The sequence below is a fragment of the Lottiidibacillus patelloidae genome (assembly GCF_002262935.1).
Taxonomy (GTDB): Bacteria; Bacillota; Bacilli; order Bacillales; family SA5d-4; genus Lottiidibacillus; species Lottiidibacillus patelloidae.
This window is the reverse complement of record NZ_NPIA01000012.1, coordinates 1-23,176: the sequence shown is the minus strand read 5'-3', so window position 1 is coordinate 23,176 and position 23,176 is coordinate 1. Positions and strand designations below refer to the sequence as shown.

The window sequence follows — 23,176 nt, the reverse complement described above, 5'->3', positions numbered from 1 at the left end:
AATAGTGGCAACTGTAACAAACAGTTTAGACACATAATCGTCATATGCTCGATATGGATATTATCATTGAAATTTGGTATGCTTTAAGCAGACAAGCATGGAAATGCGTTGTTCATTTTTAGGAGGTGAACAGTATGGGTCTAGGAGCAGGAAGTATTGCAATAATAGCGATTGTCGCTATCATCATATTTGGTCCAAAAAAATTACCTGAATTAGGTAAAGCAGCTGGTAACACGTTAAGAGAATTTAAAAATGCAACAAAAGGTTTAGCTGATGATGACGATAATAAAGACGAAAAGAAGTAATGTTAGGATGGGTAAGACATGGAAGAAAGGCAAATGTCTGTCTACGATCATATTGATGAATTGCGAAAGAAAATCATTGTCGTAGTCGGATTTTTTATTGTTTCATTAATAGGTGGCTTATTTTTAGCCAAGCCTCTAATTAAATTAATGCAGGTTGAAGTAGCAAAAGAGATTACTTTAAATGCTTTTCGATTAACCGATCCGATTAAAATATATATGGAAATTGCTTTTATATTAGCAGTAGTTGTAACAGTGCCATTAGCTTTGTATCAGTTGTGGTCTTTCGTTAGTCCCGGGTTATATGAACGGGAAAGAAAAGTAACGTTAATGTATATCCCAGTATCGGTCATATTATTTTTAGTTGGGATTTCATTTTCTTACTTTATTGTTTTTCCATTCATCATAGAATTTATGGGACGATTGGCAACTGACCTAGGTATTGCCGAAGTTTACGGAATTAATGAATATTTTTCATTCTTATTACAAATTGTCTTGCCATTTGGCTTTCTATTTCAACTACCTGTGATTATTATGTTCTTTACACGACTTGGAATTGTCACACCGATGTTTTTAAGTAGTGTAAGAAGATATGCATATTTTGTACTTCTTGTAGTCGGAGGATTAATTACTCCACCAGAAGTGTTGTCACACATTATGGTTACAATTCCGTTAATTCTACTATATGAAGTAAGTATTGTAATTTCAAAAATAGCTTATCGTAAAAGCCAAGCAGAAGCTGAGAAGCACCACGACTAATCTCGTGGTGTTTTTCCTGTCTTATGGAGGAGGGGAAAAGATGAAAAAGGAAATCGTAGATGCTTTTAATAAACTAGCAGTAGATTATGAACATACAATTGATGAAAATAGCCCTTACAATACGCATTACGAGCGTCCGGCAATGCTGGCGCAGCTACCAGACGTGATGGATGGGAAAAAAGTTTTAGATGCAGGTTGTGCAGCTGGCTGGTATACAGAACAGCTATTAAAAAAAGGGGCAGATGTAGTAGCGATAGATGTAAGTGAAGAAATGGTGGCGGCTACAAAGAGGAGAATAGGAACAGAATCTAACGTTTTATGTCTTAACTTACAGGAAAAGCTTCCATTTGCCAATGAACACTTTGATTATATTGTCAGTTCATTAACACTCCACTATCTCGATTGTTGGGAAGATACGATGATGGAATTTAGCAGAGTTATGAAGCCTGGGGGCAAGCTCCTCTTTTCCGTCCATCATCCTTTTATGGAATATAAGTTTTCAAAAACAGGAGACTATTTCACAAGAGAACGATTAGTGTTACCTTGGGAAAAGCCAAAAGCAGGGACAGTATATGTGCCTTTTTATCGGAGGTCTTTGCAGGAAACTATAGCTAGCCCTTCTCGGTATTTTTCAATAGAAAAGATCATTGAACCACAGCCGATTGAGCAATTAATACAATTACATAAGCAAACATATGAAAAGCTAATGACAAAACCGCAATTTTTAATTGTTATTTGTGAAAAAAAATAAGCACGTAAATTACGTGCTTTTGTTTTTCTTTATTTGCTTTATTTTTCGTCTAAGTAACATGAAGCGAAAAGAAACGCTAAAATCAAAAGTAGCAAGTAACATTAAAATAATCGTAGAAGCATTCCACATACTTTCTTGGCCATTTTGGATAGCCAAATAAGTGAATAATACCCCTAATGAAAAATATAACAGCGCCATAAAGGCTGGTGATGATGTTCTCATTTAAAAAATTCCTCCAATAAAGATAGCGATTGCTTGTTCTAGTTGTTTTTCTAATTCTTCTATATCTACAAAAAAGTTCATTAGAAATACGATTGAATTCATCGCTGCATGAGCGATAATTGGAACGAGAATTCGATTAGTTTTTACATATAAATAGGCAAAAGTGAATCCCATTGCAGTATAGATAAGAAGGTGAGTAAAGTCAACGTGAATGACTGCAAACAAAAGGGAACTAATGATTGCTGCTACAAAAAAGTTATTAAACTTCTTATATAAAGAGCCGAAGATAATCTTACGGAAAAGAATTTCTTCTAGAATTGGAGCAATTAGTCCACCGACAATGACAAACAGTGGTAAAGCTTTAGCTATTTCTACAAGACTTTCTGTATTTTCAGAGCCTGCCTCGATATTAAATAAGTTTACCTCAATAAGTCCAGCAGTAATTTGAGCAGCGAATGCTAAAAATACTCCGATTATTGACCATTTAACAGCTGATAGACGTGAGACTCGGTTTGGTGCCTGGTGTCGTTCTTTTATGTCTTGTCGCAACAAGTAAATTATCAGCAGCAACCCGATTGTAAAGCTATAAAAAACCCACGTACCTACTACTTCTTTAGTTTCGATCCAATCCTCTAGAGGAGTTTCAACGCCCATAATACTGTGTAATGGAACTAATAAATAAATAGAAAATTGCATTGCAATGTAAGTTAGGATGACCCACCAATATCTAGATTTCATCTTTTCGACTCCTTTACGAATGAGGTGTATTCTAGTATTTTACCACATGTTTAAATGGATGTTTAAACGATAGGAATTAAGACAATCATACTTAAGGTGAGTTTAAAATTTTTTGTGTATATCACTTGCAAAATAGATAAGTATTTATTATTATAATAAATGTATTAGCACTCGATGAGCTTGAGTGCTAACAAATAAGAAAATGAAGATCTTAAGGAGGTAGTTTACATTGTTAAAGCCTTTAGGTGATCGTATTGTAATCGAATTAGTTGAAGCAGAAGAGAAAACTGCAAGCGGAATCGTTCTTCCTGATAGCGCAAAGGAAAAGCCGCAGCAAGGAAAAGTTATCGCTGTAGGAAGCGGCCGTGTGACAGAACATGGTGAGCGCATTGCTATGGAAGTAGCAGAAGGAAACATTATCGTTTTCTCTAAATACTCTGGTACGGAATTAAAGTATGAAGGAAAAGAATATTTAATCCTTCGCGAAAATGACGTATTAGCAATCGTTGGATAATACACATAACGCATACTAATATACTTATAAAAATTTCTTAGGGGGTAGAACAAATTGGCTAAAGACATTAAATTTAGTGAAGAAGCTCGTCGTTCGATGCTTCGTGGTGTAGATGCATTAGCAAACGCTGTAAAAGTTACATTAGGACCTAAAGGTCGTAACGTAGTTTTAGAGAAGAAGTTCGGTTCTCCATTAATTACTAATGATGGTGTGACTATCGCAAAAGAAATTGAACTAGAAGATGCTTTTGAAAATATGGGTGCAAAACTAGTTTCAGAAGTAGCTAGCAAAACAAACGATGTAGCTGGTGACGGTACTACAACTGCAACAGTATTAGCACAAGCTATGATCCGTGAAGGATTAAAGAACGTAACATCTGGTGCTAACCCAATGGTTATCCGTAAAGGAATCGAAAAAGCGGTTAAAACAGCAGTAGAAGAATTACAAAAAATCTCTAAACCTATCGAAGGTAAAGAGTCTATCGCACAAGTTGCTGCAATTTCAGCTGCTGACAAAGAAGTAGGTCAATTAATCGCTGAAGCTATGGAGCGCGTAGGTAACGACGGTGTTATCACGATTGAAGAATCAAAAGGTTTCTCTACAGAATTAGAAGTAGTAGAAGGTATGCAGTTTGATCGTGGATACGCTTCCCCTTACATGGTTACAGACTCTGATAAGATGGAAGCTGTATTAGAAAATCCTTATATTTTAATTACTGATAAAAAGATTACTAACATTCAAGAAGTATTACCAGTGCTTGAGCAAGTTGTTCAACAAGGTAAGCCTCTATTAATGATTGCTGAAGACGTTGAAGGTGAAGCGTTAGCAACAATCGTTGTAAACAAATTACGTGGAACATTTAATGCAGTAGCTGTTAAAGCTCCAGGATTCGGTGACCGTCGTAAAGCAATGTTAGAAGATATCGCTATCTTAACTGGTGCTGAAGTAATTACAGAAGAATTAGGTCTAGACCTCAAGTCTGCAAACATCGGACAATTAGGTACTGCTTCTAAAGTTGTTGTAACGAAAGAAAATACAACAATCGTTGAAGGTGCTGGAAACTCTGAGCAAATCGCAGGTCGCGTAAGCCAAATCCGTGCACAAGTAGAAGAAACTACTTCTGAATTTGATAAAGAAAAATTACAAGAGCGCCTAGCTAAGCTTGCAGGTGGAGTAGCAGTAATTAAAGTTGGTGCTGCAACAGAAACTGAGCTTAAAGAGCGTAAACTTCGTATTGAAGATGCATTAAACTCAACTCGTGCTGCAGTTGAAGAAGGAATCGTATCTGGTGGTGGTACAGCATTAATGAACATCTACCAAGCGGTTGCTGCTATTACTGCTGATGGCGACGAGCAAACTGGTGTAAATATCGTACTACGTGCTTTAGAAGAGCCAGTACGTCAAATCGCACACAATGCTGGACTTGAAGGTTCTGTAGTTGTTGAGCGCTTAAAAGGTGAAGCTGTTGGAACTGGTTTCAACGCTGCAAACGGTACATGGGTAAACATGATTGAAGAAGGAATCGTTGACCCAACTAAAGTTACTCGTTCTGCACTTCAAAACGCTGCATCAGTAGCTGCTATGTTCTTAACGACTGAAGCGGTTGTTGCTGATAAGCCAGAAGAAAACGCTGGCGGCATGCCTGACATGAGCGGCATGGGCGGAATGGGTGGCATGGGCGGCATGATGTGATGATCGCTCAAAACCTTGATATATAAGGGTTTATGCGCAATTTGCTAACAAAATGCTAACATTAGGTATATAAAAGAGGCTTCTCATTAGTTGTAAAACTTTTGAGAAGTCTTTTTCTTTTACTGACGTTAGAGGTGATGCGTATTATTAAAAATCATAATCACTCATTAACCTAAGATTAATTTCATGCTTAATTCTTAATGCTACTTCTAGTTAAATTCAATTCGGTAATCGCTAATCTACTTAACATTTGTGCTTTATTGTCTTTGATTACAGTCATTGAATGTATCAAGATTTATAGAGTCACTCTTTTATTGCGTAGTAGACTTTATACTGCGCAGCAAATAATTTTGTTTATGCAATAAAGTACTTAATTAATAAGGTTCTATTTATCAGGCCAAATTGTTGAACAACTCCCTCAGATTCCATTGTTTAAATATTTTAAATAAAGGAATCCGAAATAGTATATCGAACTATAATATTTAATAAATAATTTTAGAACCAATTTTTATAGTTAGATATAAAAATAAATTAAGAGGGTGATACTTATGGCAAGAGTAAAAATAGAAGAGATTATTGATCACTTAAGTTCAGAAATGAAAAAGTCATTAAGAGATTCAGTAAATAAAGTTATTCCAGAAGTAACTTTTGATGAAAGGTAACTTTTTAGACAATTTAAAAGAGAAGAAAGTAGAAAGTGTACTACATGGGAAAAGGTTCCAGACAAATATATTGATTCTGAATAGTGATAGAAATGAATTAAGGGTGAAATTATGTTTAACACTTTAAAGGTACTAATTTTAATTATTATTCCTCTCATCATTTGGTTAAAGCCCTTATTAATGATCTTTTTAGATGAAATATACCCAAATAGCATGAATAGTAGCTTCATACCTTTTTTATTATTCTTTATTCTAATTTATGGATTATTATTTTTGGCTTCAGAAAATCTAAGAAAATTAAATAATTTATTAATTATTCTATTTTGTGGGTTTCTTAGTATCTTCTTTGCAGAAGTGCTTCATTCAATTCCAGGTGTAAATTACAATTACAGGAATTATATGTTAGGATCGGAGAACATTACAATTATTTTATCTTACATAACGATAGTACTTGGAATTATAATTCCATATATTATTATTATAGTTTTAAAACAGATAAAATATTTCAAAAGTAAAAGTTTGCGTATTTTTTTAGTAATATATCTTAGTGCAATGATTATTGTGATGTTTTTACAAGAAACACATGAGGAAAGTTTACATGAATTCATCGATATAAATGATGTTACAAAAATAACATACCATGTCGGCATGACTGAGACCATTAAGACTTTTTCTAATGCTGAAAATATACAAATCGTAAATCTTTATAATAATACTAGAAATATTGAGACGTTAAATAAGGGTTATGGATTCCTTGGGAGACCAAGTAATTATTTAACTATAAAAACAACCAAAACAACTTATCGAATGTATATATTTCACGAAAATGAGGATTGGATATATTTCTATAGATTTAATGACTCAACAGATATTCAATATATTGGTAAACAAAAAGGGTTAGTCGATATTATAAAAAGAAATAGAACTTTGTCCCTACAAACAAATTAATAGTGATTAAGTTACTCTAACATAATGTTAGTGAAATGCTATCATTTTGTTAACATAGAGGAAATTTAACGCAAGCCTTTCATAAGTTCTGTGAACTTTTGAATAATGCTTCACTTTCAATTATGATTAAATAATTAGGAGGGACATTATGAAGAAATTAATTCTACTATTTGTGTTTATGTTAAGTGGTTGCTCTAGTGAATATGAATTAATGAAAGAAGATAAGGTAGCAAATATAGTTGATAAAGTATATCAACATAATTGTTTAAGTGAATTAGGTTTTAGAGGATCTACTAGATATGCTTTAGTCGGTGATAGAAAGGGAATTTGTATATTGATAGGTGAAAAAGATAATCAAGAAGTTCTTTATACCTATGGAAAGAAGGAAAATGAAAAGTATATAGATACTACTAACTTATATTCCTACAAAAATAGCCTAGAATATATCAATAATCAATTTAATGGAATAGGAACTGTTGAAGATATTCTGTTACATATGGCAGGAGATGCAAGCTTAAATATAAATCCTAAATCCATAATATACGATAAAATAATTTATTCATTTAGAGTAAAGTCTGATAGCGGAGTTAAAAGTAATTATATGTATTTTTCTCCATATACCGATGAGTTGAAGTTTTATACATTATTAAAAGGAGAGATTGTTGAGAAAGAAAATCTAGAGACTATTTTTGATTAATATACGGTTATTTTAAAAAATGATGAATATTAAATATCGTAGCAAGATGGTATTTTAAGTTAAGTATTTCATAACAGTCCCGAAGTAGAATACTTGGTTATACTCAGGGAATATAGAATCGAAATAAATATAGATTGGTGCATCTAGTAATAAAGGGTATGCAGCAAAGAACGGTTGATCACTATAAATAATCCCTTTAAGTGCTGTGTCCATTTCTTTTCTGAAAATATTAAATCGCACCTTAGATGCTGATTTATTCTTGTCTTTTCCATCGACACGTACTTTTCCTGCCAAATAAAAAAATCCTCTAACATCTCTTTTCCATTCAGCTAATACTTCATCGCGCATTTTTTGGTCAATTGCTGCAAAATCATAGTCATAGCCGATACTTGAAAATAATTGTCCAGTAGTATCTGAATGAGTGAGCGTATATTTCCGACCTATAAGTGGCTGTACTTTTGTTGCTGGGGGGATAATTTTTACCGATGGTTTTTGTGGATTAAAAGTAGACATAAGATTCTCCCTTTATTAAATTTTAATGGTTCTGAAAAATTGAATTTACAATATAGTATGGGAGTTTATCTTCGTCTGGTTGGGCAAATTCCTTGTTTCATTGAGTGGAGGCGTCTTAAGTGGAAATAAAAAAAGCCCTAACACTTTTTCTTATATGAAAAGAAGAAATGTTAGAACTTTACTTAACTATTTATTGGTTATGTATTATTGCCACTTCCACCAAACGCTTCTGGAATCATCTTAAAGCCTTCGATGACCGTATCTTCTTCGACTTCAAGCATCAAGTAACGTTTGCCGTTTAAGTGAACTTGTTTGACGTACCTTAAATCTTGCGGACTAATGGAGATTTTCGCTATTTTTGTATCAATTTTTATCGATTTTGATGTGAACTTCGGCACGACACTACTTGCTTTAATTTCATATTTTTCATCATCAATTATTTTATGGAAGGCAGCTTCAATCTTTTCATCGCTAATATCTTCAACGCCACTTACTTTTAAAACGCGGCCAATGTCCTTAGCATCTAATTTCGGTTGTTCTTCCTCTTCGTTCTCTTCAATGATACGATGGATCTCTTCATACACATTTGAGAGAGTGGAAGTGTTTAATTGATCACCTGTTGCATCTTTAATAATTTCCTCAAAAACGATTTTATCATCTTTCGCAGTCATCGTTTCTTCGCCATTTAAAACGTCTTCAATGAATTGGTGATCAGGTTCATTCGCCTTTCCAGCTGCATAAAGGATGTGATTAACATCTGATGCATTATCCGTGAAACAAGGAAAGAGAAAACCAGCAATTGGCGCATTTAGGTTAATGATAGGATCGACGACAAAATTATATTTAAATTCTTTCTCGACGTAGTCAAACAGCAGCTCTTTTTTCGGTTCTTGTGTCGTGTTTAGACTAAATAAGATAAAAGGGTTGGAGTAAATGGTATTTTGCCCACTTTCCTCAGCTTCTTCTTTTCCGCGTTTCATCGGTTTTAAATATTCTCCGCGAATGAAAGTAATGACTGTATCCATTTCGTATTGCCTAATCTCTAGCATTTTGCCAACAATTTTAAGCATTTGCTCTTTCCAGCCTTCCACATCACTGCTGAGTAATCCTTGATGTAAAATAAGCTGACTGTTATTTTCCGCATCCCGTCTGAACTTTAATTCAAATAGTTTTTCATCTAATTGACCGGCAAGTATCTTTTTGAAGTTATTCATAAATAATTCTTTTTGCTCTTGGTCAAGCATGTCAAAAGGCTGACTTTCATGATGGTAAATGTCACTCGATTCTTTCATTATGTATACATTAAAAATGTCGGAAATTTTCAGTGCTTCATTATCTATCTTTAATTGTCTGCGAAACTGTGCGATGTCTTTTTTGTTCATGGCTTTAAACACTCCTAAGCTATCCTAGTTAGTTTGTAAAATTAAGGTGGAGCATAAAATTGAAGTATCATTTATTTTAACATAATTGTTGCAATGACATCATGGCCATATAGGTACTTGTTTTTAAAATAATCTGAATTTATTCTTCAACACTTTAGTGTATTAATGTTATGATGGTATACAGGGGTGAATTATGATGTCTTTTAATGGCCAAAAAGTATTACCAGCAGTGCGTGATGTAAAAGACTTTGAAATGATGCTTGAAAGTAACTACGAATATGGTGTTTTTTTAGATATACATATTTCGCGGCTCAAGAGCTGCTATAAGTTAGCGAATCAACATAATAAAAAAATGTTCCTTCATCTCGACTTAGTTCAAGGACTAAAAAGTGATGAATTTGCTACAGAATATATCTGTCAGGAAATGAAGCCTTATGGAATCATTTCAACAAAGGGCAATGTTATTATGAAGGCTAAGCAAAAGAAAGTAAAAGCGATTCAACGTGTCTTTTTACTTGATTCTAGCTCAATTACAAAAAGTTTCTCACTTATAGAAAGAACAAAACCAGACTATATTGAAGTTTTACCTGGGTTAATGACAAAAGTGATTTCTGAGGTAAGTGAAAAAACCAACAAAGAGATAATTACTGGTGGTCTTATTTCAACTGTCGAAGAAGTAGAAGCAGCAATTGAAGCTGGTGCTTCTGCTATTACGACGTCTGACAGAGAACTTTGGAAGCACTTTGAACCTGAGAGTTAAAAAGAGTTGATATTTTCTAAATTTTCTAATATAGTAAAGGTAAGTTGATAGTTGTGGATAAGAGATTAGGAGACCCACGTAGACCTTTTAGTAGGTTTTACATGGGTCTTTTTCTATATATAAGTTTTATAGGGAGATGAAAGTATGGAAAAATACATATTATCCTTAGACCAAGGAACAACTAGTTCAAGAGCGATCTTGTTTAATCATGATGGTAAAATCGTTAATAGTTCGCAAGAAGAATTACAGCAATACTTTCCTCAGCCAGGGTGGGTTGAGCATGATGCAGAGGAAATCTGGCAATCGATTCAAAACGTTATATCCAATGTTTTAACTAAATCTAATATTAAACCAGAACAGCTTGCAGGTATTGGTATTACGAACCAACGTGAAACTACTGTCATTTGGGATAAAAAAACGGGTGTTCCTGTTTATCGTGCGCTAGTCTGGCAATCGCGTCAATCATCGGAGATTTGTGAGGATTTAAAGGACAGCGGATACAATTCTTTGTTTAGAGAAAAGACTGGTTTGTTACTCGATCCATATTTTTCAGGTACAAAAGTGAAATGGATTTTAGATAATGTCCCTGGTGTTAGAGAGAGAGCAGAAAACGGAGATCTTTTATTCGGAACAATCGATACGTGGTTAATTTGGAAGTTAACAGGTGGAGTAGTGCATGTCACTGATTATTCCAATGCATCACGGACTTTATTATTTAATATTTATGATTTATGTTGGGACGATGAACTATTATCTTTACTAACTATTCCTAAGTCACTTCTACCAGAAGTACGTTCTTCCTCAGAAGTATATGGAAGGACAGACAAAAACACTTTCTTTGGACATGCTGTGCCAATTGCAGGTGCTGCAGGTGATCAACAGGCAGCATTGTTTGGCCAAGGGTGTTTCGAGAGTGGCATGGCGAAAAACACGTATGGTACAGGATGCTTTATGTTATTAAATACAGGGGACAAAGCTGTCAAAGTGAAAGAGGGATTATTAACAACAATCGCTTGGGGAATAAATGGCAAAGTGCACTATGCACTAGAGGGTAGTATATTTGTGGCGGGTTCAGCTGTGCAATGGCTCCGCGACGGTTTAAAGTTGATATCAGAAGCAAAAGAGAGTGAGATGTATGCTGAAAAAATCGATTCCTCAGAAGGTGTATACGTTGTGCCAGCCTTTGTTGGGCTAGGTACTCCATATTGGGAAAGTAATGTTAAAGGAGCCATCTTTGGTCTGACAAGGGGAACAACTAAGGAACATCTTATTCGAGCAACATTAGAATCCTTAGCATATCAAACAAAAGATGTCATAAAAGAAATGGAACACCTCGCATGTATTCCATTAAAGTCCCTTCGAGTAGATGGTGGCGCGGTACAGAATAATTTTTTAATGCAATTTCAAAGTGATCTATTAGATGTACCTGTTGAAAGGCCTGTAATAAATGAAACGACTGCATTAGGAGCTGCTTATTTGGCAGGACTGGCAGTTGGTTTTTGGGAGAGTCAAGCTGAAATAGAGAAGAAGTGGGTTATCGATGAAAGGTTCTCGCCAAATATGAGTAATGAAAATAGAACAGAACTTTATAGTGGCTGGAAAAAAGCAATTAAAGCGACAATTGCTTTTCAATAATTTTACAAAATGCTATACTTATTACAAGTTAATAAATTCGGTTATAGACACAGGAGAGACCAAACTAGACAGTGGATTATTATTTCATTGGCTTGTTTGGTCTTTTTTTAGTTTATATTAGGAGGAAAAGATATGACTTTTTCAAGTGAGAAGCGGCAACAAATATTACAACAGATGAGCAAAATACAATTAGATGTATTAATTATAGGTGGGGGAATAACTGGAAGCGGTATTGCTTTAGATGCAGTTACGAGAGGATTTACAGCAGGTTTAGTCGAAATGCAGGACTTTTCAGCTGGGACGTCAAGTCGCTCAACAAAACTTGTTCATGGTGGGTTAAGGTATTTAAAACAATTCCAAGTAAAAATGGTCGCTGAAGTCGGAAGAGAGCGAGAAATTGTTTTTGAAAATGGACCACATGTGACAACACCAGAGTGGATGTTATTGCCACTATATAAAGGTGGAACGTTCGGCAAATTTTCTACTTCGATTGGGTTACTTATTTATGATTTTCTTGCTCGTGTGAAAAAAACGGAAAGAAGACGTATGTTAGGGGTACAGGAAACGTTAGAAAAGGAGCCACTTGTAAAAAAGGAAGGCTTAAAGGGTGCAGGCTATTACGTAGAATATAGAACAGATGATTCGAGGTTGACGATAGAAGTATTGAAAGAGGCAGTTACCCGTGGAGCACATGCTGTTAATTATAGTAAAGTAATAGATTTTATTTATGAGAATGGAAAGGTAATAGGCGTAGAAGTTTTAGATGTAATAAGCGAATCCACGTATCAAATTTTCGCAAAAAAAATTGTCAATGCGACAGGGCCGTGGGTTGATACGTTAAGAGAAAAAGACGGTTCGAAAACTGGGAAAACGTTACGTCATACGAAGGGGTCACATCTAGTTATTGATTCCTCTAAGTTCCCACTAAAGCAGGCAGTTTATTTTGATACACCTGATGGACGAATGATTTTTGCTATCCCTAGAGAAGGAAAAACGTATGTTGGAACAACTGACACCTTTTATCGACAAGATGCAGTCTCACCTAGAATTACAGAGGAAGATCGCGCCTATATTTTGAAGGCTATTCACTATATGTTTCCTGATGTGCAAGTTACGGAAGATGATATTGAATCTAGCTGGGCAGGTGTCAGACCGTTAATTCATGAAGAGGGTAAAGATCCTTCAGAAATTTCACGAAAAGACGAAGTGTGGGAGTCGCCATCTGGGATGATTACTATAGCTGGAGGAAAACTAACTGGCTATCGTAAAATGGCGGAAATAGTAGTGAACATGCTTGTGAAGTCACCTGAATTTCAAACAAATAATAAGATAAGGAAAAAATGCAAAACAAAAAAGTTACCTATTTCCGGTGGAGATGTGGGCGGATCGAAAAACCTAGCTACTTTTATAAAAGCTTATAAAGATGAAGCATTGGCATTAGGGTTTACTTCAGAGCAATATGAAGAATTGGCAACTCGATATGGTTCAAATATAAAAAAACTCCTTACGATAGCGGAATCTTATAAAAACTTAAATAGTTCACTTGATCTTCCACTGGACCTTTATACACAGTTAATTTATAGCATGGAGTATGAAATGACGTACACCCCGTCTGACTTCTTTATTAGAAGGACGGGAGCACTATTTTTTAATATTCAATGGGTTGTAAAGTGGAAGCAGCAAGTGATCGACGTTATGGGAAATGAACTAGGCTGGTCAGAAGTGCAAAAACAGCAATTCACAGCGCAACTAGAGAAAGAATTACACTATGCAATAAATGCAGAAGAAACTACTTTTGAGAATAAGAAGATGAAATATTCGGAAAATACTTGACACTTCTTTCGTAATAGAAATATACTAATGATAAGTTAATAATTGTGAATGGAGAATTCGGAGGCTCACATAATATTACTTTTCCCTTGCGGGTGAAGTATATTCTGTGAGCTTTTTTTGTATCCATTTTCATCTTGTAAAAGGAGGTAGCTAAAGAAGTATACAGTAATATGAAAGCGTTATCATTAATAGATTAAAAGTATGCTAGGAAAGTATCGTGTTCCTAAGTAAGGTAATGAAAAAATAGGGGGTTTTAGTTTGAAAAAAACATTTTTTTCTAGTCGTATTGCAGTCATTCTATCATTAGTTATTGTTTTAATTGGAAGTCTAGTAGCACACAATGTGCAAACTAGTTCAGGAGACGTCACTGTAAAAGATGTTCGTTTTGTAGGGGATAACGGAAATATATTAAGTGCTAAATTATTCACACCGACTAATATGGATCCACAACAAAAGCATCCAGCGGTTTTGACTATGCATGGGTATATTAATACAAGAGAAGTGCAAGATGCATTTAATATTGAATTTGCTAGACGTGGATATGTTGTTTTAGCAATGGATATGCAAGGACATGGTTATTCAGAGCAAGAACCAATTGAGCTGACTTCACGTGGAGCAATTGCTGGTCTATCATACTTACGAAACTTAGGGTTTGTTGATAAAGAAAAGGTTGCAGTAGAAGGACATTCAATGGGAGCTTGGTCAACTCTAGCTGCAGCAAATGCTCATCCTGATTGGGTTCATACAGTAATCCAAGTTGGGTCTTCAACAGAAACATTCGGAGCTGGGGAAGTAACTGCAGAATCAGAATTTAACTATGCAGTTGTGTTTGGAAAATACGATGAGTTTGCAAAACTAATGTGGGAAGTACCACAAGCAAAGCAAATTGTTGATACAGATAAGCTAAAAAAGGTATTTGGAACGGATAGTACTGTAACACCAAAGAAGTTATACGGTTCATTTGATAATCAATCAGCTCGTATGTTGTTTATACCTAATGAAACGCATCCATCGAATCACTGGTCTACAGAATCGGCTACATATGTATTGGACTTTTTACAACAAGCGATTCCAGCACCAAATCCGATTGACGCATCTGACCAAGTTTGGAAAACGAAAGAGTTTGGTACGCTTGCAGCAATGATTGGTGCATTAATGTTCTTATTCTCGTTTGCAGCAAACTTATTACGTACAGATTATTTCAAGTCAATTGTTCAACCTATACCAGCATATAAGGGGTATAAAACAAAAGCATCATGGGCAATAGGAGCAATTATTGCAGCGGCAGTACCAGCGTTAACGTACTTCCAATTCCAAAAATGGGGAACGGAATGGTTACCAGTTAATAGTTTCTGGCCACAGTCTTTAACAAATGGCTTTGTCGTTTGGGTATTGTTAAATGCCTTAATTGGAGCAGTATTATTCGCGGTATGGCATTTTGTAAGTAATAAAAAACAAAGTGCAAATGCTTATAACTACGGAATATCTAATGCAACAGAAGGTTTCAAGTTAGACTTAAGTAAGGTTGGAAAGTCAGCATTACTTGCCATTTATTCAGTAGGTGCACTACTTGGTTTAACGATGCTTGCAGATGCAGCTTTCTTAGTGGATTTCCGTATTTGGGTAATGGCATTTAAACCGATGAACTGGGCACAATTTGTAATCATGATAAAATATTTAGCACCATTCCTTTTATTCTTCCTTGTGAATGGAGCACTTTTACATGGACAGTTCCGAATGAAAGAAGGCAAGACAGAGCGTGGGACTGCATGGAAATGGTTCTTTGCAAATGTAGCAATAAATACGGTAGGGATTATTGTATTAATCATGATTAGCTACATTCCACTTTTCACAACAGAAGAAATTGATGTAACGAAGTCTCTATTAAGTATTGTTGCGTTCCAATTTGTATTTATTAATTTCTTAGTAGCTACAATTTCAACATTCTTCTATAGAAAAACAGGAACAATTTACTTAGGTGCATTTATTAATGGATTACTTGTAACGTGGTACATTGTTGCTGGTCAGGCAGTACAATTTGCAGGGCAAGAAGCAGCTGTTACTGGTAGTGTCGCTGTATCAGTAGTAAGTGCATTAGTCATTATAGTAACGCTAGGTCTAAAAGGAAAAAAATCTACAGTAGTAAGTAGTGAAAATACTACAATAGCTAAATAAAAAACAAGAGGAGGGCAAAATGCTCTCCTCTTATTTTTTATGAAAAGTTTTAATATATTAACTAGTAATTTCTGAAGCGGCAAACGTAATAGGTCCGCGAAGTAGTACTTGTCCTTGAGCCGTCAGAATATAGTTTACATTTGTAGCATCATCCGTAATATTATCTACATGTAAAACAGTAATTGGTTGGTTTTGGTCATCGCGATTTTCTGCATCAATTTCTAGTCTAGGAAGATCGTAAATTAGATTAGCTGGTGAGACACTGTTTTTATAAATTCTTACACGGAGATTTTGAAATACACCTTGGTCATTATCAACATGGAATAGCCCGTTTAGTAATACTTTGTTACCTGCAGTTACATCATTTAACGTAACTTCAGCAACTTTTGTTTCGTCTTCTAAACAAGTCCCTGGTTGATTACCTGCTCTGTTAACAGAATTTCGCGTGTCAGCTTGGAATTCGACAAGCTTGCCACCTTCTGGCAATTCCATCATGTGACACTTACATTTATCATTGCATTGGCACTTACCATCACACTTACACTTGCCTTGACACTTACATTTGTTATCTTGGTCTGCCAAGTTTATTGTTACAGTTTGTGTAGGGTTACCAAGATTGGAAATTGTATCAGTGTCATTTTGTGCCTGAGCTTGTGCCTGCGCCTGCGCTTGAATTTGAGCTTGAATCTGCAGTTGTAGTTGCTCTTGCAATTGATTTTGCCTTTGCACTTGCACTTGTAACTGCTCTTGTACTTGCAGTTGTTTTTGCAATTGCAATTGAAGTTGCTTCTGAAGTTGCTTTTGTTTTTGCAATTGCGCTTGCAATTGTTGTTGGAGTTGTTTTTGTTCTTGTAATTGAGCTTGGACATCTTTTAACTCTTCCTTCACATCGCAATATAGCTTTTTACACTTACAAGGTTCATTAGACATCATTTTTCCCCCTTTCATTTAAACTTCATTAACAATATATGAATCTTCTAGAGAGCTTGTATATACTACTGTCACAATTATCTGTTAAATTGGGAAATATGGTAAAATATATATTGGAAGTCTATGAAACTATATACCATTTATTATCGTCTTATTATCGGGAAATAATTTTACTTCCTAAATATTGAAGGGATTTTCCAATAAATGACGAAATAATGCTAGATAGATATAAATCAAAGGTGGGGTAAAGAATGATTACATATAATCAACTAGATAACTATCAACCAAAAATTGAAAAGGTAATTCATAATATGGAACGTGTCATGATTGGGAAGAGGGAAAATGCTGAATTAAGCTTAGTCGCTCTACTTAGTGGTGGACATGTTTTACTGGAAGATGTACCTGGAGTAGGTAAGACAATGATGGTTCGTTCTTTGGCAAAATCTTTAGGTGTTTCTTTTAAACGTGTCCAGTTTACACCAGATTTATTGCCCTCAGATTTAACTGGAGTATCCATCTATAATCAAAAAAGCTTAGAGTTTGAATTTCGTAAAGGTCCATTATTCGGAAATGTCGTATTAGCGGATGAAATCAATCGTACTTCTCCGAAGACACAAGCGGCCTTATTAGAAGCGATGGAAGAGGCGAACGTAACCGTTGATGGTGAAACAATGAAGTTACCAAAACCATTTTTCGTAATGGCAACGCAAAATCCAATTGAATATGAAGGAACATATCCACTGCCAGAGGCACAGCTAGATCGTTTTCTTTTGAAAATGAGCATGGGGTATCCTTCTGTAGACCAGGAGCTTGAACTATTAAATCGTATAGAAAAAGCACATCCAATTGAAGACTTGGATGCAGTCTTAACAATAGAAGAATTAGAAGAAATGCGTAAAGGTATTCATGCTGTATATATGGATGATTTAGTTAAAAATTATTTATTAGAAATTGTTGCGAATACGAGAAAGCATCACAAAGTTGATTTAGGAGTTAGTCCTCGTGGATCGATTGCTTTAATGAAAGCAGCAAAAGCATATGCATTCATTCATGGTCGTGATTTTGTCATTCCGGATGATGTGAAATACTTAGCGCAATTCGTATTACCGCACCGATTAATTTTAAAATCTGAAGCGACATTTGAAGGGTTTACTGTCGAGCAAATTATGCAAAACATAATCGATAAGATAAAAATACCGATTGTAAATGAAATGAGTCGATAAAATGAAACAAAAGGTTTTAGCAATAATAAGCGTCATCACCATTTTTGTAACGACGTTTTCTTATGCGATGTTTCAAGGTGGTTTTGTAAGTTGGTTTCTACTATATACGATACTACCATTTCTGGCATACCAACTAGTAGTAATATTTTTACCGTTGAGTCACTTAAAAGTGACACGAGAGCTCAATAAAAGCAAATGTACTGCAGGCGATAAAATTGAAGTAACCGTTCATATTAAGCAACCTTTTCCGTTCCCAATCTTTTACTTAATCGTGAAAGATAGGCTGCACCCTAAATTAATGAGGAGAGTAGCTAATAGAGAATCTAGCAATCACAGAATGTTATTTCCTCGTTTTAAGCGTCACCTTTCCTTTACTTATGAAATTAGTAAAGTTCCACGCGGGGAGTATGAATTTAGTGAAATTAGCGTAAAGTTTGGGGACTTATTTGGATTTGTTGAACGTTCGCATACTTTCCAAACAACTACTAAACTAGCTGTATATCCGAATGACCGAGGTGTTGAGTATCCTTTCCGTCAAGAACAAGTACAAAAAGGAAACATTCACTCTCGAAAGAAAAACCATTCTCAAGTTACTTCCGTAGTTGGTGTCCGAGAATATGTCCCTGGTGACCGCTTATCTTGGGTTGACTGGAAAGCTTCTGCGCGTACGGCGTCCTTAAAAACGAAGGAATTTGAACAAACATTAAAACAAGAAGTTGTCCTTCTCATGGACCGAACGGATAACAGTGAAGAAAATAAAGAAAATCTATTGTTTGAAAAAGTTGTAGCTTGTACAGCTTCTTTAGCACGGTCTATACTTCACCAAGGAACCGGAGTGTCATTACTATCAATTGGAAGTGAGAAAACGGATATACCAGTTTACTATGGTATTGAGCAAAAACGTAGAATTGATGGTCATCTGTTAAGGGTAAATGCAGATGCTGATCGCTCGCTCCATAATATTCTCGGTGAAGTTGAGAAAAAGTGGCCACCTGGAATTACTTCAGTAATCGTTACAAGTAAACTGACAGAAAATTTAGCCACGCAAATAAATTTAATTGTTTCTAAAAAGGTGAAAGTGGACCTTTACTTAGTGAAAATGACAAGAAAGCTGACAGAAGAAGAAAATGTTTTAGTGCGAAAATTGAGTGACCAACGAGTGAGGGTGGAAGTTGTAAATGGACAGCACCACCATCTGGCATCTGAAGGCGGTGAAGAGCTTGGGAGTGCATAATGAAGAAAAGAAAAATTCTAGTTCCTTCTTATTATTTGTTTTAGGATTCTTATTATTTTTGGAATGGCTCAGACCGTTACCGGAAATAACGGAAACAGGACACTTAGGACTATTTATGATGTTTTCTGCATATACGTTTTTCCTTTCTTATATGCAATTACCAATATTAGTAGCTTTTCCTGTAAAGTTAGCGATGGTTTTATATGTTATTCATGTTCTCTTTTATACTGGTCCATTATTAGAGATTAGTTGGATCGGGCAATTTATTGACAGTTTAAAAGCAAACTTATTACTATGTTTACAATTTAACTTTACAGATCTAACTTCTCAGTTTCGGACGTTTCTATTTCTCATTGTCCTCTGGTTAGTTAGTTATTTAATGTTTTACTGGATTATTCATCTGCGTAAAATAACATTATTTTTCGTATTAACGATCATTTTTATTGGTGTCATTGATACGTTTACTTTTTATAATGGCAAGACTGCCATCTTCCGTGCATTAAGTATGGGGTTCATCTTGCTAGGTGCGTTGTACATTATTCGAGTCCGTGAAAGAGAAGGAATCATAATTAATACGAAAAAATTAATGAAATCTTGGATTACTGCTCTTGTGATTGTCTTACTTATTTCTACAAGTGTCGCACATGCCTTACCTAAGTATGCGCCGCAATGGCCAGATCCAATTCCTTTCATAACTTCTTATAGTGAAGATGTCGAGGGAACAGTTAAAACGAATGGAACTGGTGTGCAGAAAAGTGGATATGGTGATAATGATAGCCATCTAGGTGGACCATTTAAATTTGACCATACGCCTATTTTTAAAGCAAATATTAAGGAAATTCATTATTGGCGTGTTGAGTCAAAAGACATGTATACTGGTAAAGGTTGGCAAGTATCTGGTGATAATGTTTATTATCAATTAGATGATGATAAAGTGAAATATCAGCTTTATGATAACTCTGTTACGACGGAAAGGCTGACGGCGACAATTAATGTTGACGATGAGGTAGGGTTTTATTATTTACTAAACCCTGGTCAAGTAACATCGATTGAAAATTCTTGGGATGCAAAAACAACATTGCAGCAAAATAATGGTCGATTCTCATTTCCGAAGAATGGTAGTAACTCTTACAAAAATTATAAAGTAAATTATGATTATCCGAAGTTTTCGATTAAAGCCTTACGATACAGTGATCAAGAATATTCTGGAGAGATTAAAAGGAAGTATTTGCAACTTCCAGAAAATTTACCAGAGCGGGTAAAGCAATTAGCGGAGGACATTGTTGAAGGAATTGAAAGTCCGTATGACAAAGTAGTTGCAATTGAAAGGTACTTTGGTGGAAACGGATTTGTTTATGATAACAATCGTGTAGCAGTACCTGGGGCTGATGACGATTATGTTGATCAATTTTTATTTGAAACACAGCGAGGGTACTGTGATAACTATTCGACATCAATGGCTATATTACTTCGTACTTTAGGGATTCCGACTCGTTGGGTAAAAGGTTTTACACAAGGTAAATACGATAAAACACTCGGTGAAGGAATTAGAACGTATCAAGTTACAAATGCTGATGCTCACTCATGGGTAGAGGTTTATTTTAATGGTGTTGGCTGGGTGCCATTTGAGCCAACGAGAGGATTTAATAATGTATTTGATTTTATAAATGATGACGAAAGTACAAATGATCCTAATGAAGAAGAGCCAACGAAAGAGAAAGAGAAAGATAAAGAACCAGAGCAAGAAGAACTATTACCAGAAGAAGATGATACAATAGCTGGTGGAAAAGGAAATGGTAAAGGCTTGCAATTAAGTGGTCTTTCAAATTGGTTTAGTGGTATTCTGTTAGCAACATTAATCATATTAAGTTTCTTTGCCTACATGAGAAGGAATAAAATATTGATTAACTTTACGTTATGGCGTTATAAAAATCGCAAAGACGACGCGGCATTTTATGAAGCGTATGCTAAGCTATTAAAAGTTTTACACCGTTGTGGCTATGAAAGAAAGAGCACGGATACGTTAAGAGCATATGCAGCATATGTGGATAAGCGCTTGAATACTACTAAACTTTCAGAACTGACGCTGTTGTATGAAAAAGGTATCTATCATAAGCAAACGGAAACAAGTATATGGGTGAAAAGCTTACCTGCTTATGAAGCAATCTTGAAAAATGTTCAAATTAGATTATAAAACTCGAACGAACATTAATTTATTATACTTAATGTTCGTTTTTTTATATTGACAATTAATAAAAATGTTGATAAGCTTACAATGAAAAATTCAAATTAAATATTCCGTCGTATAATATCGGGGATAGGGCCCGAAAGTTTCTACCGAGTTACCGTAAATGACTCGACTACGACGAAGTTTTTCAAATACTAATGTTATAGATACATAGTCTATTAGTATTTGTATATCTTCGTTTTGTAGTTCCAGGTAGAAATGCCTGGAACTTTTTTTATTCCCTAGAATTCTAGAGAGACGGAATGAAATTGGGGGAGAAATAAATGAGTAAATTCTTTATGTTTGAAGCTTTAGGTACTACGTACAGACGTGAATTTATTGCAGGGATTACAACGTTTTTATCAATGGCTTACATCTTAATTGTAAACCCTACAATTTTAGGAAGTAATGGTGCAGGAATGGATGATGGAGCGGTATTTACTGCAACAGCATTAGCTGCAGCGGTTGGTTGTTTAATCATGGGGATATTAGCTAAATATCCAATTGCACTTGCGCCAGGAATGGGACTTAACGCTTTCTTTGCGTTCTCAGTAGTTATCGGAATGCAAATCCCTTGGGAAACTGCATTAGCTGGAGTTTTAGTTTCAGGGCTTATATTTATCATATTAACAATCTCAGGAATTAGAGAAATGGTCATTAACGCAATTCCAGCTTCATTAAAATATTCAGTAGCAGCAGGGATTGGTTTGTTCATCGCCTTTATTGGTTTGCAATCAGCAGGGATTATTGTGAATAATCCAGTGGTTTTAGTAGGGCTTGGTGATTTAACAAGTGGGACGACATTACTAGCAATCTTTGGAATCATTGTAACGATAGCGTTAATGGTACTCGGTTTAAAAGCTGGGGTGTTTTTTGGAATGGTTGTTACGGCAATTGCTGGCATGATCGTTGGCTTAATTGATGTTCCTTCAAAGTTTATTAGTTTTGATATTCCAAGTTTAGCTCCAACTTTTGGTGTTGCATTCATGGAATTAGAACATATTTTTACAATACAAATGTTAATTGTTATTTTAACGTTCTTATTCGTAGACTTTTTTGATACAGCTGGTACGTTGGTGGCTGTCGCTAACCAAGCAGGATTAATAAAAGATAATAAATTACCTCGTGCAGGTCGTGCATTATTTGCAGATTCGGCTGCTACAGTAGTTGGTGCGACACTTGGTACGTCGACGACAACTTCATATATTGAATCTTCTTCTGGAGTTTCAGCTGGAGGGCGAAGTGGATTATCTGCAGTGTTCGTAGGATTATTATTTATTTTATCATTGTTATTCTTCCCACTATTATCGGTTGTTACATCAGCTGTAACAGCACCAGCGTTAATTGTTGTAGGTATTCTAATGGTATCTGCATTAGGAAAGATTGAGTGGGATAAGTTTGAAATTGCAGTTCCGGCATTCTTTACGATTCTTGCTATGCCATTAACTTATAGTATCGCAACTGGAATTGCTTTCGGATTTATCTTCTACCCGATTACAATGATGATGAAGGGTAAACAGAAAGAAATCCACCCGATTATGTATGGTTTGTTCGTTTTGTTTGTCTTATACTTTGTATTCTTAGTTGAATAGTAAAACTATCACTTTTAAGCTCCCTATATATAGGGGGCTTTTTTCTATAATTAAATATTTGAATATAGTAGTTGACTTTGCTAGAGATAGATGGTAAATTTATAAACGTTGTTAAAAAACATTGAAAAAAATGATAGAAAAACAACATGTTGACACATTAAGAAATGCATGATAACATTTTAAAAGTCGTCAATAACTTGTTCTTTGAAAACTGAACGAAACGCCAAGCGAGTCAATCGTAATTCCTAGAGTTAACACTCTAGAAAAAAAGGTTCCATACACCTTTCAAAAAAAGATGGAAAATGAGCAATCAAACAAACTATTATGGAGAGTTTGATCCTGGCTCAGGACGAACGCTGGCGGCGTGCCTAATACATGCAAGTCGAG

The 23,176-nt window shown here is 35.2% G+C and carries 20 protein-coding genes, 1 rRNA gene and 1 riboswitch; of the genes, 16 read left to right on the top strand and 5 right to left on the bottom strand.

The genetic code is table 11. The features are described from left to right. Positions 1-134: 134 nt before the first annotated feature. From tatA to CIB95_RS15340, 3 genes are read left to right on the top strand one after another with little or no spacing between them, the layout of a single operon-like run. Entirely contained in the window at positions 135-305 is a 171-nt protein-coding gene (gene tatA / locus CIB95_RS15350; RefSeq protein WP_094926621.1) for a twin-arginine translocase TatA/TatE family subunit, read from the top strand. An 18-nt stretch (positions 306-323) separates the two neighbouring features. Continuing rightward, the gene (tatC, locus tag CIB95_RS15345; protein ID WP_094926619.1) at positions 324-1,061 is read left to right on the top strand and encodes a twin-arginine translocase subunit TatC; all 738 of its coding nucleotides are present in this window, start codon (positions 324-326) and stop codon (positions 1,059-1,061) included. Between the two features lie 40 nt (positions 1,062-1,101). Then, a complete protein-coding gene (locus CIB95_RS15340; RefSeq protein ID WP_094926617.1) occupies positions 1,102-1,812 on the top strand; it encodes a class I SAM-dependent methyltransferase in 711 nt (236 codons plus the stop codon). 9 nt (positions 1,813-1,821) lie between these two features. On the opposite strand, the gene CIB95_RS15335 is transcribed toward CIB95_RS15340, so the two are convergent. Both CIB95_RS15335 and CIB95_RS15330 read right to left on the bottom strand, forming a co-directional pair. After that, a complete protein-coding gene (locus tag CIB95_RS15335; protein WP_094926615.1) occupies positions 1,822-2,034 on the bottom strand; it encodes a YdiK family protein in 213 nt (70 codons plus the stop codon). After that, a complete protein-coding gene (locus tag CIB95_RS15330) occupies positions 2,035-2,772 on the bottom strand; it encodes a CPBP family intramembrane glutamic endopeptidase (protein ID WP_094926613.1) in 738 nt (245 codons plus the stop codon). A gap of 229 nt (positions 2,773-3,001) precedes the next feature. Between CIB95_RS15330 and groES the strand changes: the two genes are divergently transcribed. The 4 genes from groES (at position 3,002) to CIB95_RS15310 (ending at position 7,285) form a co-directional block, all read left to right on the top strand. Further along, positions 3,002-3,286, top strand: a complete 285-nt coding sequence (groES, locus tag CIB95_RS15325; protein ID WP_094926611.1) for a co-chaperone GroES — start codon at positions 3,002-3,004, stop codon at positions 3,284-3,286. A gap of 54 nt (positions 3,287-3,340) precedes the next feature. Then, a complete protein-coding gene (gene groL / locus CIB95_RS15320; RefSeq protein WP_094926610.1) occupies positions 3,341-4,978 on the top strand; it encodes a chaperonin GroEL in 1,638 nt (545 codons plus the stop codon). A gap of 773 nt (positions 4,979-5,751) precedes the next feature. Then, complete coding sequence (locus CIB95_RS15315; RefSeq protein ID WP_094926608.1) at positions 5,752-6,588, top strand: hypothetical protein; 837 nt, start codon at positions 5,752-5,754, stop codon at positions 6,586-6,588. Positions 6,589-6,736: 148 nt separating this feature from the next. Then, positions 6,737-7,285: a hypothetical protein gene (locus CIB95_RS15310; protein ID WP_094926606.1), complete on the top strand. Its 549-nt coding sequence runs from the start codon at positions 6,737-6,739 to the stop codon at positions 7,283-7,285. Positions 7,286-7,339: 54 nt separating this feature from the next. Here CIB95_RS15310 and CIB95_RS15305 read toward each other — a convergent pair whose 3' ends face one another. After that, complete coding sequence (locus CIB95_RS15305) at positions 7,340-7,798, bottom strand: staygreen family protein (protein ID WP_094926605.1); 459 nt, start codon at positions 7,796-7,798, stop codon at positions 7,340-7,342. Between the two features lie 197 nt (positions 7,799-7,995). Continuing rightward, on the bottom strand, positions 7,996-9,180 hold the full coding sequence (locus CIB95_RS15300) for a DUF4317 domain-containing protein (RefSeq protein WP_094926603.1): 1,185 nt from the start codon (positions 9,178-9,180) through the stop codon (positions 7,996-7,998). A gap of 196 nt (positions 9,181-9,376) precedes the next feature. Here CIB95_RS15300 and CIB95_RS15295 point away from each other — a divergent pair, with 196 nt between their 5' ends. From CIB95_RS15295 to CIB95_RS15280, 4 genes are all read left to right on the top strand, one after another. After that, positions 9,377-9,940 carry a glycerol-3-phosphate responsive antiterminator gene (locus tag CIB95_RS15295; protein ID WP_094926601.1) on the top strand — a complete coding sequence of 188 codons (564 nt, stop codon included), beginning with the start codon at positions 9,377-9,379 and terminating at the stop codon, positions 9,938-9,940. Positions 9,941-10,084: 144 nt separating this feature from the next. Then, on the top strand, positions 10,085-11,575 hold the full coding sequence (gene glpK, locus CIB95_RS15290) for a glycerol kinase GlpK (protein ID WP_094926599.1): 1,491 nt from the start codon (positions 10,085-10,087) through the stop codon (positions 11,573-11,575). Between the two features lie 132 nt (positions 11,576-11,707). Next, positions 11,708-13,408, top strand: a complete 1,701-nt coding sequence (locus tag CIB95_RS15285) for a glycerol-3-phosphate dehydrogenase/oxidase (RefSeq protein ID WP_094926597.1) — start codon at positions 11,708-11,710, stop codon at positions 13,406-13,408. A 258-nt stretch (positions 13,409-13,666) separates the two neighbouring features. Next, entirely contained in the window at positions 13,667-15,583 is a 1,917-nt protein-coding gene (locus tag CIB95_RS15280; protein WP_198949215.1) for an alpha/beta hydrolase family protein, read from the top strand. Between the two features lie 57 nt (positions 15,584-15,640). On the opposite strand, the gene CIB95_RS15275 is transcribed toward CIB95_RS15280, so the two are convergent. Beyond that, positions 15,641-16,516: a hypothetical protein gene (locus tag CIB95_RS15275; RefSeq protein WP_142296525.1), complete on the bottom strand. Its 876-nt coding sequence runs from the start codon at positions 16,514-16,516 to the stop codon at positions 15,641-15,643. A 248-nt stretch (positions 16,517-16,764) separates the two neighbouring features. On the opposite strand from CIB95_RS15275, the gene CIB95_RS15270 reads away from it, so the two are divergent. The 5 genes from CIB95_RS15270 to CIB95_RS15250 all read left to right on the top strand — a co-directional run. Next, complete coding sequence (locus tag CIB95_RS15270; RefSeq protein ID WP_094926593.1) at positions 16,765-17,736, top strand: AAA family ATPase; 972 nt, start codon at positions 16,765-16,767, stop codon at positions 17,734-17,736. Between the two features lies 1 nt (position 17,737). After that, positions 17,738-18,970: a DUF58 domain-containing protein gene (locus CIB95_RS15265; protein WP_094926592.1), complete on the top strand. Its 1,233-nt coding sequence runs from the start codon at positions 17,738-17,740 to the stop codon at positions 18,968-18,970. Beyond that, positions 18,963-21,164, top strand: coding sequence for a DUF4129 domain-containing transglutaminase family protein (locus tag CIB95_RS15260; RefSeq protein WP_233144165.1), 2,202 nt, complete (start codon positions 18,963-18,965; stop codon positions 21,162-21,164). The genes CIB95_RS15265 and CIB95_RS15260 overlap by 8 nt, the downstream gene beginning before the upstream one ends. A gap of 87 nt (positions 21,165-21,251) precedes the next feature. Continuing rightward, positions 21,252-21,353: riboswitch (purine riboswitch) on the top strand. Positions 21,354-21,481: 128 nt separating this feature from the next. Continuing rightward, positions 21,482-22,789 carry an NCS2 family permease gene (locus CIB95_RS15255; RefSeq protein WP_094926588.1) on the top strand — a complete coding sequence of 436 codons (1,308 nt, stop codon included), beginning with the start codon at positions 21,482-21,484 and terminating at the stop codon, positions 22,787-22,789. 321 nt (positions 22,790-23,110) lie between these two features. Next, positions 23,111-23,176, top strand: a 16S ribosomal RNA gene (locus CIB95_RS15250); the annotation flags it as partial.

Coding starts and splice junctions, on each gene's coding strand:
- CIB95_RS15300 (WP_094926603.1), bottom strand. CDS start 9,180: ATGAACAAAAAAGACATCGCACAGTTTCGCAGACAATTAAAGATAGAT.
- CIB95_RS15330 (WP_094926613.1), bottom strand. CDS start 2,772: ATGAAATCTAGATATTGGTGGGTCATCCTAACTTACATTGCAATGCAA.
- glpK (WP_094926599.1), top strand. CDS start 10,085: ATGGAAAAATACATATTATCCTTAGACCAAGGAACAACTAGTTCAAGA.
- tatC (WP_094926619.1), top strand. CDS start 324: ATGGAAGAAAGGCAAATGTCTGTCTACGATCATATTGATGAATTGCGA.
- CIB95_RS15255 (WP_094926588.1), top strand. CDS start 21,482: ATGAGTAAATTCTTTATGTTTGAAGCTTTAGGTACTACGTACAGACGT.
- CIB95_RS15270 (WP_094926593.1), top strand. CDS start 16,765: ATGATTACATATAATCAACTAGATAACTATCAACCAAAAATTGAAAAG.
- CIB95_RS15295 (WP_094926601.1), top strand. CDS start 9,377: ATGTCTTTTAATGGCCAAAAAGTATTACCAGCAGTGCGTGATGTAAAA.
- CIB95_RS15285 (WP_094926597.1), top strand. CDS start 11,708: ATGACTTTTTCAAGTGAGAAGCGGCAACAAATATTACAACAGATGAGC.
- tatA (WP_094926621.1), top strand. CDS start 135: ATGGGTCTAGGAGCAGGAAGTATTGCAATAATAGCGATTGTCGCTATC.
- CIB95_RS15335 (WP_094926615.1), bottom strand. CDS start 2,034: ATGAGAACATCATCACCAGCCTTTATGGCGCTGTTATATTTTTCATTA.
- CIB95_RS15315 (WP_094926608.1), top strand. CDS start 5,752: ATGTTTAACACTTTAAAGGTACTAATTTTAATTATTATTCCTCTCATC.
- CIB95_RS15340 (WP_094926617.1), top strand. CDS start 1,102: ATGAAAAAGGAAATCGTAGATGCTTTTAATAAACTAGCAGTAGATTAT.
- CIB95_RS15275 (WP_142296525.1), bottom strand. CDS start 16,516: ATGATGTCTAATGAACCTTGTAAGTGTAAAAAGCTATATTGCGATGTG.
- CIB95_RS15310 (WP_094926606.1), top strand. CDS start 6,737: ATGAAGAAATTAATTCTACTATTTGTGTTTATGTTAAGTGGTTGCTCT.
- CIB95_RS15305 (WP_094926605.1), bottom strand. CDS start 7,798: ATGTCTACTTTTAATCCACAAAAACCATCGGTAAAAATTATCCCCCCA.
- CIB95_RS15265 (WP_094926592.1), top strand. CDS start 17,738: ATGAAACAAAAGGTTTTAGCAATAATAAGCGTCATCACCATTTTTGTA.